This is a genomic window from Paenibacillus hemerocallicola (assembly GCF_006265175.1).
Lineage (GTDB): Bacteria > Bacillota > Bacilli > Paenibacillales > NBRC-103111 > Paenibacillus_AB > Paenibacillus_AB hemerocallicola.
This window is the reverse complement of sequence record NZ_VDCQ01000065.1, coordinates 48,055-61,313: the sequence shown is the minus strand read 5'-3', so window position 1 is coordinate 61,313 and position 13,259 is coordinate 48,055. Positions and strand designations below refer to the sequence as shown.

Below are 13,259 nucleotides of genomic sequence, written 5' to 3'. Positions count from 1 at the left end.
AAACGACACCAAGACGCTATCGTCAGACAGACCGTCCGAAAGCTCGAAAACCTTGGCTTTACCGTAACATTGGCCACATCTGAAGTTTCCTGATCCGTTCCCCACTAAAAAGCAGACGCAGCTTTTTTAAAAACTGTACAAGCTGCGCCTAGTTTGGTATTGCCTTTTTTAGGGATACGCGCTATGAGTTATTTTCAGGGTAGCGGAATCACGCGTTAGCTTAAAGGTGGTACAGACATTCCAAAAACAGCCACTCACGAATCATATCTAATCGGTTTGAGTGTTTACACAATCTATTTTACAGATCCACTTATTATAGACTCATAATTATCAAGTCCCGATGCCATCAACCACTTGTCATTTACATATTCAATTTTTATAATCAGTGTACCGTACGGGTCGTCAAGTACTGTAGTATCTAACGCAATTTCTACAATATTGTCTTTTTGACTTTTTATCTTGGCGGTATCGATTAGAAATTTTGTCGCCCATCCGTGTCCTCCATTTTGTGTGTTTACATAAAGCCGCCCTTCATAATCCTTATAAAGAGGAAGACCCGCATCTTTCGTTTCCAGATAACGGCTATAAAGTAGCTTTTGAGCGATATCTTTTTTAAATACATCCTCTATTACTTTTTTTAAATCCGCTATTGATTTGACGTTCCGGGTATCCATTTCCGTTTTCCATTTCTCCCCGGTTACAAGAAAATACTCTTTTTCACCCGGAATCGGTTTCGTCGCATCTTCCGTGAACCATCCAGATCCGTTAAACATTCCTCCAATGATACCTATCGCCTTCGGTAAAAGCTTGTTGAGAATATCTTTTGCTTCATTGTCAGTCACTTCCAGCACCTTAAGCGACAATGACGCGTACTTCGTGACGTCCGTAGGTACGACTGCTTCGAACGGCCGAAGCGCGCCGCTTCCCGGATAGGCGTCGTCAAACGCAAGGCTTAGTGGCATTCGCGCGATCGATTTTCCGTCAGCGTCCAAGAAAGACAGCTCCGCCAACAACCGATGCGCGCCACCTAGTTTATATTCATATTGGCCCGCAATGACCGAGAACGCTCCTTCCTGCCTCACCTGGATGGCGCCAATCCGCAGAACTTGATTTGCTGCGTCCGAAATGGCCATGGGATCGCCGGGTGCGGTACGCTTAACGATATTCCCATTAAACATGCCGAGCTCGACTATCGCAAGCGCAAACTGATTGATGTTCTGATCCACAGTTAGATCTGCGGTTGTCGGCTCTCCGCTGGCAAGGTGGACGGTGGCTCCCGAGGAGACGCCGATGCGGTCCCCCTTGTCGTCATAGAATGCGACGTTGAAGCTGACCGGAAAGGTCTCGCTCTGCTCACGCCACTTCGGTCCGAGCTGTACCTGCGCACGAATCTGCGTCTGCTTCCCATCGAAATATCGAGCTCCCAGCCCTACCTCGACATTATCGCCTGCGTCGACGGCGTCCAGCTCATGAAGCCGGAACCAGACCGGTCCGAGCCACGAATCCGCCCGATACCAGTCGCGCCATACTGCGGTTACGTGCATAACCTGCGGGGATACACTAGCGCCGGTATCATATTCGTTCGGGAAGCGGAACAGTTTCGTTTGCGCTTTCAACTGCACATCCGCTTGAATCGGATTGACGCCGGTGATTGCCGACCCTCCGGGCGCAATCCAGCGCTCACCATCCGGAGTTGCGATCTTGTACCTTCTATCCCAACGGGACAATACTTTGACGGTTTGCTTGCCGATCACTCCCTTTTCCGAAAGAAGTCCGGGATCGTCGTACAGTCTTTCCTCATGCGACAGCTCGAGGTACGTATCCATCTTTTCCTCGCTGCCCTTCAGCGCGTTATCAGGGATGATCCATTTATCGCCAAGCCAGGTGGAAATCAAATACATCGGCACCAGGTACCCTTCTCCATGTCCTCTTCGTATGCTGGAAATTTGCAGGATACGGACTTGCTGCGGCGAGACCGAACCCACTTCCAGTCCTTGATCATCTCGAAGCGTCGTTGTTTCAAACAGCGTCAGGCTCTCATCTGTTGATGTTACGGCCTGCAAACTCTCCGCGGCTTGTGCCGTTGCGAGTTTCTCCGTAAGCGTGTAGGTTAGGCCGGAAGCCAATAAGGCGGCAAGCAATAAAGATTTAAGTTTCATAGTGCCGGTTCCACTCCTTATCCATGAACTCGACTTACCTTTCTTGTTATTTAGACTGTCGAGTTCTCGGTAAGTTTCACTTGAAACAATAAGCTTTTTTTGCATTGTTCTGCCTGTTAGCGTAACGAGGCAGCCGTTCGATTCGCCGGCTGCCTCGTAATGTCGTAAAATTGAGCTCTCGTACCCATACCAGCCTGTATAAGCCTCCCTTTTCGTTGACACCGCTGACCAGCAGTTTCATATCAAGCTCCTTCGCCACAATGAACTCGCCTCTCCTCTTCGTAGACTGATACAAAAAAATAAAGCCGGGACGGCAAGCCCGGCAGCATTTTCTCGTGTTCTCCCCCGAACTCCGATAGCCCCAGCCTCCTCTCCTCTATCCCCCCAACAGCCGGAGCATGTCGGACAATGAATCGAGGTCGACCGTAATATCATCATGCACATGTCCCACCATGCCGATGCCTTCGCTTTCGGACAGACGATTTCCAAGACCTATCAAATAGAAATACCGCAAATCATAGTAGCTGCTGAGGTGCCAAAAACAGGGGTACATATAGCGGGTCGGATATATATCGACGACTTGGGTTCCCGGCCGGCAAAACATAAGGTTGGTGAGGCTGGCGCCATGCGGGGCTATGATGCATTCGGCGGATGCGAAAAGCCTTACTTGATCGGCGACCGGCATCGTCCCGAGCGATATTACCCGGAATCCGCGTGCAGCCAAAACTCTCATCACCTCATGTTCATTCAGCACTTTCCGGTGCTTCGCGTCGCCTCTGCTTATATAGATTCGCTCATATCCGGATAAAGGCCGCGGATTCACCGACTTTAGAAGCTGCTCTCGCAAAAAATCGGTTCCCCACTTGGGAAGTGGGTTGGCTATGAACGGCTCCAGCCAATACGGTTGAAGTGAAGGGACAACGAGCCTCGCGGCCTTCAGGTGAAGCCCCTCGTACGATCGAATGACCTTCTCCCGCGGTATGCCCAGCAGAGCGAGCGTCTCCTCCTGAAACCGCGAGGCACCGTCATTCGTTATGATGTATTTATCGATGTGCAAGCCGCTTCTTCTCAGCAAGTCGATCCTTGCCAGTACGTCAATCATCCAATGGAAATAATTGCGGCTCCAAACGAACGCAAGAACCGCGACCGTCTCCGGAGTGTAGGCCGCGTTCGGCAGATTGGTTCTCTTGAACACCGGATGAATCCAGCCCGGGATCTGATAATGCATCGACACGTCCCAGACCAGCTTGTTATCCGGCGCGATAACGGCCCCCGAGCCATCTCCGCCCCCCCAGTACCGGCCATCCGGCAAGTTGGAGAAATCGGTCTTAATCGCATTGCTATTCCCAATAACACACTACCGCGCGTTCTCCAGCGTCATGGTTATCGAGGAACTTCCCCTGCCTCGATCTTTTTTTTTATTTACGGAACTAAAAAAGAGCCAGTCAAATGACTGGCACAACTGTATCCATTCGCAGGGGCCCAAGTTTAGACTATTCATTAGGCTTGCCATTGGTTCTCCCCTTTGTTCCCAAATCGGTAAATCCAAGAAACGCTTGACAAAAGCCCGGCTTGAGTAACTATTACTTAGATTCAGCTTTTTCAAAATAAACGATTTCGCATACCCGAATGTAGTGCTTTTTCCCTTGAATTTCAAGAACTACGTGATCAATGAAAACATCTTCCAGTAAGCCCACCAATTTTCCAACAGTTGTTGTGATAGAAACCATCAGCCCTTTGTGTTGTGTAAAATGCTCGATAAATTTGAGTTCCACTGATGTCGTATACATAACATTTTTCGGCATTACCGGGGCTTCCTTACGTTCCACATCTTCATTTCGATAATACAACTGATGGGGGTTCGGTGCGTAAGCTTGAGGATAGGCATAATAAATCGGTCTGTTCATGTGATGTTGCTCCTTTGTCATAGGTGATAAAACACTTCTCCCATGGTATGACAAGTGCCTACTACATGTGACAAATGACATTTATTTGTCCACTTACTTGCTATGCTGGCATGGCTGTATTTTTCAGAGGGGTTAGGGCAAGATATTTTTGCAAAGTAACTGCGTTTATTAACAAGATACGGGGGGTGAGATGAGTGGCTAAAAAAAACGACCGCAATCGAAATGATGGGTATGACCGTAACACCACCGACACGAATGGGATTGAGGCTGGAGAAGCTTTAGGAACTGTGGGTGGCGGTGTCGTTGGCGCTGCCGTGGGTTCTGCTCTGGGTCCAATTGGGACAGTTGTGGGTGGCATCGTAGGAGGAGCGTTAGGCAACAAGGTGGGCGAGGGTGCTGATCATAACGAGGGCACTACGGGGGACTGAACATCAGCACCATAGTACCCCCGCTGGCTTCGGCTGGCGGGGATTTTGTTTCTATTGGAAGGACGACAGATCTTCTGCATTAGTCCAAGATTAATCTAAAATGCCGAATATTATGATATTACGCTTGGAGATTAGGCGCGTTCTCCAGCATCGTCTCATCGATCGAGGATCTTCCCCTTTTCCTCGATCTTTTTTTATTTTAGGGAGCGAAAAAAAGAGCCAGTCAACGTACAGCTCCGGGTTCTGCCGGGTGCAGTCGTTGTTGTGGCGCGTATAGAGGCGAGTTAGGCCGTTTTGGCGCGACAAAATGAGCCGATGACCGTCGATCTTCGGCTCGAATATATGGTCAGGACTGTCAAATGCGGATTTCGCTGTCTCGAGCAGCATCGGGGCAATGAACATAGGAATCACCTATGATCAATTGTAGCAGTGTGTCCGGTTAGTTTGACAGGTAAGTATTGGATTCTTCTTAAAATTGGTAAAATCTTGTTTTGATAATTAAGCCTTACGGAGAGAAAAACTAATTAACGAAATGAAACTCTAGAAAGGAGGTAGTAAAGAAAATGGGAAAAAAGTTCCTGGCAGCAGTAGTTCTGTCGTTCAGCCTTCTGACTATACCGGCATATGCCAGTAGTACCCCCACTGAAGCCGTGCCCGTAAATACTACGATGGATAATGCAAACAATGGAACTAACAATACGACTACTCGAGCCTACGCAACAACGGACAATAACAGGAATTGGGGATGGTTAGGATTAGTCGGTCTGTTAGGTTTAGCTGGAATGAGAAATCGATCGAAAAATCCTGAAAAATAAGTTTTGTTTTGAAAACAACATCAGTAAAGGAGTGGTATTGGGTGGGGATTTTAAGTGGTAATTCAAAAGACGAGCCCCTTCATTATGGAGAGGTATTTGATATTTGGTCGTCCTCGGTAAAAGCAAAAGGTTGTATTTCTGTTTATCGGGCTTATCAGTATCATGCCGGTGATAAAGATCTGAAAAAAATACTGGGCGATTTGATCAACCAAGCTGAATTGGAAGCAGAAGAATGTGATCAGATCCTGACTCACAATGGAATTGCTCCATCACCGACTCTTCCTGCAAGACCCGAAGCAAAACTCGAAGAAATTCCCGTTGGCGCAAGAATTACGGATCAAGAAATTGCGTCACTTGTTGCAACTGACACTGCCGCGAGCTTGGTTGCATGCAGCATGGTCATGGGCAAATCGATTCGTGTGGATGTTGGAGCGTTATTCGGTAAATACCATGCGACGAAAGCTGCTTTAGGTTTGAAAATTTTACAGATGAGTAAAGAAAAAGGTTGGCTGGTTCCGCCTCCTCTGCAGATTAAAAGACCTGAGTTAGTTGAGGCATAAAAAACAATATCCCCCACTGGCTGCGGCTGGCGGGGGATATTGTTTCTTCGGATTGAACTATCGTCTCCGTTAGAGTTTAATTATCAATCATTAGGTATTGATCATGTAGAGGGGTACTACTTATAGGGAATGGTTGCTTGCAGCTTTAGCAACGAAATGCAATATCCTCTTAGATATGTTCGCATTGGTTGCTGGAGTTTTACTTACGTATGCATGGGGAGGCTTTGTCATGACACTATATGGCCAGATGACTCCCTAGCTTGGATAGCAACGTGCTCTTTTTGTTTCTCTTTGATCCTGTTCCGTAAAGAGTCGCTTGCCCTTGCCTAATACTACCGGATGGACCATAAAGTGATACTCATCGATAAGATTGTGATCCATCAAGGTGCGAATCAATTGACCGCTGCCATAGATCAGAAATTGATAATCCGTTCCCTGCTTAAGCTTGGTCACTTCTTCTAAAATGTTGTTTTTGATGAAACTGGCGTTCCATTGGGGTTCTTCTAGCGTAGTGGTAGCCACATACTTGGGCATGGAATTCATCTCGTCGGCACCCTCCCCCTTCATCAAGGGTCACGCTGCGGCAAAACCTTCGTAAGTAACTCGCCCCAGAAGAAGCGCGTCGCTCGGATAGAACACATCGCGTTGGAAATTGGCCATTTCATCATCCCAATAAGGCATGTGCCAAGCCCCCGGCTCTTCCATGACTCCGTCCAGAGATAGATAGATTGATGCTGCGATTTTTCCCACTTTTCACCCCCCTTTCATATTATGACTTTCTTATAATTTGAATATAACGTATAAAGAATATTCCTTTAAATGAATATTTAAAACTTTTGATGATCGTCTACCCTTCAATGAAATCATCCTCCATAAGTCTTTTTACACCCCATTTGTCGACATGGCCTGCGGGTCGATTTTTTGACTAACAACTCAGGTTCAACAAAAGAAGTTTCAAGTCAGTAAAATAAAATACGCTGACCTGTAATGCCGGCCATCGATATCTACGGCCAGCTGCAGCCGGCGAAGCCGCGACTTCCACCTTCCTTATGCCGTTCTTTCGACGGCATCAGTATGTTTTGCGATATGTTCCCTTGGGGTCCCGCTATACGCGGGTCTCAGGTGTTTTTCGAGACCGCTTTTCCGCATTTCACTTTACAGAAGGGACATTCTGTCTGGGATTATTCGGTTTTAACAACATCATCTCCAGTTTTCGGCTAAGAAATGTTGTAATTCCTAGTCAAGTTACGTTAGTACTGTTTTCAGGCCGCAACTTTACAGGGGATTTTCGAATTTTCCGTGGTAGCCAGAACATTTCAAACTTACGAGCTTTTAACTTTAACAATATAACCACGTCGTTTATTCTGGTTGGATTCCGGATAACAACTTCTCAGATTCGCACCATTCAACGCACAGGCAGAATACCAAGCGGCATTTCCAAGCTATAGGCTACAGGGACACTGAAAAAAGCGCCCTATTTTCTTCAAATTTTTCTTGAATGAAGGGAAGGATTGAGGCCTTTAGAACTTTTGTCGGCAGCCTCATTAAACTAAACGGGGATGTTAGTTCAATGAAACAGCGACAGTCTTGGACTTTATTTTCTCGTCCATGGCTGTCGCTGTTTCAATTTCTAGGATCAGTCTAATACTTATTTTAAGGAGTCTGACGGTTTTGTGATTCGAAAGCCGCATGTACTTAACACATTCAGTCTAATACTTTATTTTCACCGTACACGTCGAACTTATCGACGGCCTAACCGGTGATTCAACTATCGTCTCCGTTAGATTAACGATATGGTTTTTTTCCAGTTAGTCTAAAAGCATACAACCAGCTTTACGTTTACGTTTCTATTCTATTTTTCCGGACGCCAGCAAACCATCATTAAATTACCGTCTATATCTTTAAAATTGAATTCTGCAAAATCGCCGTGATCGCGTAGTTCTCCTACGATTTCCACTCCATTTTCCTTCATGATCTCATAAGTTCTCCTAATGTCCGGAGTCCAAAAACCAAGCCGAACTCCTGCATTATGTCCTGGATCGCCGAGCATAGTAATCCCTACTCCATGCTGGATAGGCCGGGCTGTGCCCATTCCGTTTCCTAGATATGCGGCAGTTAAACCAAGCTTAGTGGCGTACCATTCACTGGCTACCGTCGAATCCTTTACTTCAATAAAGACTGAGCCAATACTTCTCAGGTCAGGCACCTGGACAGTACGGTATTCCCCCATAATCCCTTTGGAGAGACGCTGTATATCCAATGATTTAACAGTAATACTCACATCTTTGCCCGAGCTAATATGTACCGTATTCGTTAATTTGGAGTAATCTCCGGTTATCCGGATAAATTCTTCATCATTGAGTTTAACAACGGAATAGCCAGGGAGAATGTCCCACTGTATGCGAACAAATTCGTTTGGTTTAAAAGCGATCTGCCTAGACAATGCTGTCTCTTCCTTCTCTTCCTTCGTAACGGGATCGCGTGAAATTAAAAAACCGTCCAAACCATTAATACGAATGCATGCATTAGGTCCGACATGAAGACGGAAATCCGCAGCCGAGCTTCGTACTTCGGCCTTGATTTGCATAGGCGCAGAGAATGCCATGCCGGCTGTTTTGGCACAGCCCCACCGATCTTTAAACGAAAATTGAAGACCGTCATCCGTCAGCTTTGAATCAATATGCGGATCCGGCACCAGGTTTCCGAGGATAATATCGCCGTTTGTAACGAATAGTCCCTTTTTATCAGCGAGTTGCTGCATGCTCATATTCATCTCTCCTTTTGGCATAATATCCTTCTTCCCCGAGCCAATGTATAGTCGCCCCGTCGATTTTTCCGGAAAAGTTCTTCCGGAAGGAAATACGAACGTATGCCGCTTTTGCATAGAAATCGATCTGTTCCGCAGCTTCGGATTGGAGGAAAAGCTCCAGTTTGAATCCGAATATGTTGATGAACAAACGCCCATGCTCCACGGTTACATGAATCGGTATAAACGCTTCATAGGTTCCGGCAAACCCTCCGTAACGCATTGGTTGCACCGGTGCCTGAACTTCGGGCTTGTCCGGGAAAGTTACGGTTTCTCCAAACATCATTTCGGCCAAGTCCCGATTCATTTTTTCCAGAGGAGACAACAGGAAGTTGCTTAAAACAACGATCAATAGCCGTTCATCCGCAAATCTGGTCATTCGGGTGAAATACCCGGGATTGCCCAACCCCCCGTGATGGATTCGGGTTCTCAAGCGTCCGCCCAAAGACTGCCGGTCAATATACCATCCATACCCGTAATTTTGCAGAAACGGAGTAAATAAGCGCTCTCTGGTTTGCCGGCTGAACAGCAGGTCGGAATGCAGGGCTTGGTCCCATAAGTACAAATCACCGGTAGTGGAATACAGTCCGGCTGCTCCGGCATGGGTCGACATATGTGCATACTCTCCATGAACGACCTCATCTCCCGCCGCAGAGTAACCGGCTGCCCTGTGCTTCAGTATGCGATTATGAACATCGTAACCGGAATGATGCATGCCAAGAGGATGAAAAATATGATCCTGCAAAAACGCTTCGAACGGTTTCCCCGAGACTTGCTCAATTAAATAGGTCAGTAAAATATATCCTGAGCTCCCGTATTGGAACTGATCTCCTGGAGGAAAGGCAAGCGGCTGATCCCGGAATTTATGAACGACATTCTCCAGCTTCATGGACACTTTCGTATTCAGGCCCACGGGATGTGAAAGACCGGACGTATGCGTCAACAGATGATGAATGGTGATTGTATCCCCATTCGGGAAATCGGCCAAATACCGGTCGATAGGTTGATCCGTGTTAATAACGCCTTGCTCGTGCATCAGCATGATCGCGGCAGCTGTAAAGGACTTGCTTACAGATCCCAACTGGAAGATCGTATCACGTGTATTTTTGACTTCATGCTCCCGGTCGGCCATCCCATAGCCTTCGTTTAACACAATCTCGCCATCGAGCGCTACCAGTACAGAACCGCTGAAATAGTCCAATTGCTCATAAGCTTGCAGATATTTGTCCATCCTTGATCTCAGCACCTCTTGGTCGCGAACGATACAAGACGGGTCGGTGCATTCGGACGGAACGAATAGATTCATTGCAGCTTTCCTCCCGCAATCATTCTTTTTGGCTTTTTGCTCCCCAGATCATCAGACCGTACCCGTCTTCGTCCGTAAAATGAAACAAAGCGGAGTTATCGAAATGCCGGATTTCCCCTGCGTCGACCCCATTCGACCGCATGTGCCGATGGACAGATTCGATGTCATCGGTTTCGAGGCTGAACTCAATCCCGCTGTCCGGACTGATTTGTTTATTGTCGATAATGAACAGGGGGCCTTTCCGCGCCCGGGTAACAAGGCCGGTGGCTCCGTCATTGCTTTTCCACAATTCCCGAAGCCCCATCGCCGAACAATAAAAGTCCCGCATCCGCTCCACATCGTGAACGTGATGGAATACAACGCCGATAAGCGATACCGAGGGCGCTCGTTTGCTTGGTTTCATCGAATCTTCCTTCCAAAAAAATTACACCAAGACTGGCTCCGAGACGGTACAGATCAGCGTTTGGATCGCGTGTTGGTCTGCAGCGGAATTGAAGTAGATCGGCGTCCACACCATGACCCGGCTACCGGAGGGATCTTCGAACGAAAAGCATCCGGTATGATTGCACGCTTTGACTTCCTCCACCATAACCCCGGCCGACTTCATTGCTTGGTGCACCCGATAAATATCGGGCGTCGTGTAGTGAACGATCCGTTCCTTGGTAAACGGAATTCGTTGATCGGCTTGAACGAGCACGACGACCGTCCCCGTATTCGCCCTCAACCCGGCGGTTTCGCCGTTGTTCCAGAGTATGCTGAGCCCCGCATGCTTTTTGTACCATCCCGCCGAACGTGCAACATCTCTAACCCGCAAGGAAACCATTTCGATTTTTTCCAGCATACATTCCGATGGTTTGTACATTTTTTTCCTCCTTCACTGTATACAACGTAAAAAATCTGCAGATCGATATGGGGGCTAAAAACTTTTTTTCTGAGATTATCGCAAATGGGGAGAGCATACTACAATAACGTTGCCCTCGGGATCTTTAAACCGGAAACAGAGCCTTTGTCCTTGAGGGAACGTTTCGATTTCGAGCCCGGTCCTTCTCAATTCCATATATATTTCCCGGATGGCCAGCGGATCGTCGTTCCGGAATGCATCAAGAAACCGTCCGATCAGCATCGGCTGGCGTTCAACCAGCCGCTCAATACGGTTCGTTTCCGCTTGCTTCTTCAAAGCGGAGCGTGCACGATGAAGCGTAGCCTTTACTGCGCCTTCCGTGGATTCGAACATTTGTGCCGCTTCGCCCGAGGCGAATCCGAAAACGTCGATCAAGAGAAGTATCGCCGCCTGCCTCGGTTCCAGAGCCGTCAGCAGACATTCCATCGCTTCATGCAAATCAAACGCTTCGTCGCGATATTCGATTTCATCCTCGGCCAGCGGATTGGGCGACAACTTGTTTTTTCGGCACCAATCGATCCATACGTTGGTTGCGATTCGAAAGAGGAAGCTTTTGTTCACCGTCATACTTGGATTCTGCAAAGATGCTCTGTACGTCCGAAGCAACGTTTCTTGAAACACATCTTCTGCATCCCAAGGATTGCCTGTAATCAGCTGGCAAAATCGGAGCACCGCTTCCCGATAAGGTTGAAACAGCATTTGAAATTCGTCATGGAAAGCAGGTACACCGGGCTTCATAAACCGCCTCCATTATATTTAATGACACTAACTTCCCAGCCTCCAGACATATTCATTTCGCTATCGCCGCGCCAATTGGTGTCCAATCCTCGCGTAAGGCTACATAGAAAAAGCCATAGTTTTGTAGTTGATTTATATGGGGTAGTACCAGCGTCGCTGTCACCAGGGGCAAAGTAGATGTATATATATGTTAAGTTCATGCGCTGGTAACTTCGATTTGATTGGAGTAATGCCAGCATAATGACACTCCACGCGTTTGGAGTAAAATTACAATTATCGTGTCGGGTTGTTTACGTCAGTGGTCAAAGACGGAGCTAGTTTGCCGATTCATGTAGGCAGCCTAGTCATTGTTGAACATTGAACTAACGTACTCCGTTAACGTAACAAGAAAAAGCAAGTCACATCAATTGAAGTTCAAGAAGATCCAAATTATCGCGAACGAGGATCATTTTGTCCTTATAGTCCCAATGGCCGATCAAGTTAGGCAGCTTCGTCAGATTGTAGTCTTTATTCCATGCCAACAAGTTGCGGATGCCTTCGAGCGTCTCGCGCTTCTTGCCTGGGACGATGCCCGCAATACGCTCTTCATAACGCTTCCAGATTCGTTCCTCCTGAACGGACAACGGCGTCATAAGTACGATAATCTTATCTGCAGCGGCAAAACTCGGCCCTACCCACGACCTGTATACGCCTTCTGCAATCCACGAATCGAGACCGATGATTTCTCTGAGCCGGCGGTCACGCTCATCCTCCGGTGCCTTTACGCCATATTCGTTCGATTGATTATCCCAGAAAATATCGTCTAGATCGTAATGCGGGATCCTGAGCTTATCGCTCAATAACGCCGCGATATAGGATTTACCGCTACCTGAGCCGCCGATGATATGGATTCGGATTGCAAACACCTCTTTCTTCCAGATTGTATTCGTGGAACTACCTATGTTGAGAGTATTTCGTCGTATTGTTTAAGCTATCCTGCCCCGTTAGCCATTTAATGGATAAACCTTTGCAAAGATATCCGCCGGCGATTCTCTCGAGTCCAAAATCTCTCAAAAAGTAAGAAACACTTTACAGAAGGGACATTCTGTAAAGTGGGTGCAGATGATGAAGATCATAAAATGTGCCAATTTTCATGCTTTCTGACACAGTAGTATCCAGTAACACACCCAAATTGGAACCGACACAGACGTATCTACAGCCAGCTCTTAATGGAGGCACGGAGCATACTTGTTTCAAACCCGCTGGTGCTGTCTCCAGCGGATGTCTCCGACGACGGCGGCTGAATTCTGCTCCTTCGCTGATCGGCGTCACAGGTACTTCGGCTCCTTGGTGAGCGTCAGGATCCGTCGTGCCGGCAACTATGTTCTTGTCATCCGACACTTTTTTTCCGCGTTTTTTTGTGTTGAAACCGTTGATGCGCCACATCATTAAAAGAAGTGCCGATATGACTGAGTTGTCATACGGCACAAAGTTTGGATTTTATAGTATTGCACATATGGACTCCATAACTTGATAGGTTCACCATGTCAACTCTAAAGTGACTAATACGTAATCGCCTTATGGCTTCGGTTGTTCGTTTATCATTTTCTGTGTCTCTTCCGCCATCATTCGCAAACCTGTATTGAGATCGACCGTACCG

Annotated in this window: 12 protein-coding genes and 2 pseudogenes; 3 read left to right on the top strand and 11 right to left on the bottom strand. The window is 47.3% G+C overall.

The window, feature by feature from the left end:
* Positions 1–293: 293 nt before the first annotated feature.
* The 3 genes from FE784_RS32480 to FE784_RS32470 form a co-directional block, all read right to left on the bottom strand.
* On the bottom strand, positions 294–2,159 hold the full coding sequence (locus FE784_RS32480; RefSeq protein WP_139606409.1) for a hypothetical protein: 1,866 nt from the start codon (positions 2,157–2,159) through the stop codon (positions 294–296).
* 376 nt (positions 2,160–2,535) lie between these two features.
* Entirely contained in the window at positions 2,536–3,471 is a 936-nt protein-coding gene (locus FE784_RS32475) for a glycosyltransferase family 61 protein (protein WP_139606408.1), read from the bottom strand.
* A 271-nt stretch (positions 3,472–3,742) separates the two neighbouring features.
* Positions 3,743–4,066 (bottom strand): DUF2642 domain-containing protein, encoded by a 324-nt coding sequence (locus FE784_RS32470; protein ID WP_139606407.1) that lies wholly within the window; start codon positions 4,064–4,066, stop codon positions 3,743–3,745.
* A 194-nt stretch (positions 4,067–4,260) separates the two neighbouring features.
* Here FE784_RS32470 and FE784_RS32465 point away from each other — a divergent pair, with 194 nt between their 5' ends.
* Complete coding sequence (locus FE784_RS32465; RefSeq protein ID WP_139606406.1) at positions 4,261–4,494, top strand: glycine zipper domain-containing protein; 234 nt, start codon at positions 4,261–4,263, stop codon at positions 4,492–4,494.
* Positions 4,495–4,725: 231 nt separating this feature from the next.
* On the opposite strand, the pseudogene FE784_RS42210 reads toward FE784_RS32465, so the two are convergent.
* Positions 4,726–4,896: pseudogene (locus FE784_RS42210) on the bottom strand (ATP-dependent DNA ligase); the annotation flags it as partial.
* A gap of 161 nt (positions 4,897–5,057) precedes the next feature.
* Between FE784_RS42210 and FE784_RS42715 the strand changes: the two are divergent.
* Both FE784_RS42715 and FE784_RS32450 read left to right on the top strand, forming a co-directional pair.
* Positions 5,058–5,309 (top strand): WGxxGxxG family protein, encoded by a 252-nt coding sequence (locus FE784_RS42715; protein ID WP_139606405.1) that lies wholly within the window; start codon positions 5,058–5,060, stop codon positions 5,307–5,309.
* A gap of 41 nt (positions 5,310–5,350) precedes the next feature.
* A complete protein-coding gene (locus FE784_RS32450; protein ID WP_139606404.1) occupies positions 5,351–5,869 on the top strand; it encodes a DUF3231 family protein in 519 nt (172 codons plus the stop codon).
* 279 nt (positions 5,870–6,148) lie between these two features.
* Here the strand turns inward: FE784_RS32450 and FE784_RS42710 are convergent.
* From FE784_RS42710 to FE784_RS32410, 7 genes and pseudogenes are all read right to left on the bottom strand, one after another.
* Positions 6,149–6,619, bottom strand: a pseudogene (locus FE784_RS42710) (dihydrofolate reductase family protein); the annotation flags it as partial.
* Between the two features lie 1,102 nt (positions 6,620–7,721).
* On the bottom strand, positions 7,722–8,636 hold the full coding sequence (locus FE784_RS32435; RefSeq protein WP_139606403.1) for a VOC family protein: 915 nt from the start codon (positions 8,634–8,636) through the stop codon (positions 7,722–7,724).
* Positions 8,614–9,981: a serine hydrolase domain-containing protein gene (locus FE784_RS32430; protein WP_139606402.1), complete on the bottom strand. Its 1,368-nt coding sequence runs from the start codon at positions 9,979–9,981 to the stop codon at positions 8,614–8,616. The genes FE784_RS32435 and FE784_RS32430 overlap by 23 nt, the downstream gene beginning before the upstream one ends.
* 19 nt (positions 9,982–10,000) lie before the next feature.
* Entirely contained in the window at positions 10,001–10,384 is a 384-nt protein-coding gene (locus FE784_RS32425) for a VOC family protein (RefSeq protein WP_139606401.1), read from the bottom strand.
* Positions 10,385–10,405: 21 nt separating this feature from the next.
* Complete coding sequence (locus FE784_RS32420) at positions 10,406–10,843, bottom strand: VOC family protein (RefSeq protein ID WP_139606400.1); 438 nt, start codon at positions 10,841–10,843, stop codon at positions 10,406–10,408.
* A gap of 75 nt (positions 10,844–10,918) precedes the next feature.
* Complete coding sequence (locus FE784_RS32415; protein ID WP_139606399.1) at positions 10,919–11,620, bottom strand: RNA polymerase sigma factor; 702 nt, start codon at positions 11,618–11,620, stop codon at positions 10,919–10,921.
* Positions 11,621–12,018: 398 nt separating this feature from the next.
* The gene (locus FE784_RS32410) at positions 12,019–12,525 is read right to left on the bottom strand and encodes a P-loop NTPase family protein (protein ID WP_218103848.1); all 507 of its coding nucleotides are present in this window, start codon (positions 12,523–12,525) and stop codon (positions 12,019–12,021) included.
* Positions 12,526–13,259: the final 734 nt, after the last annotated feature.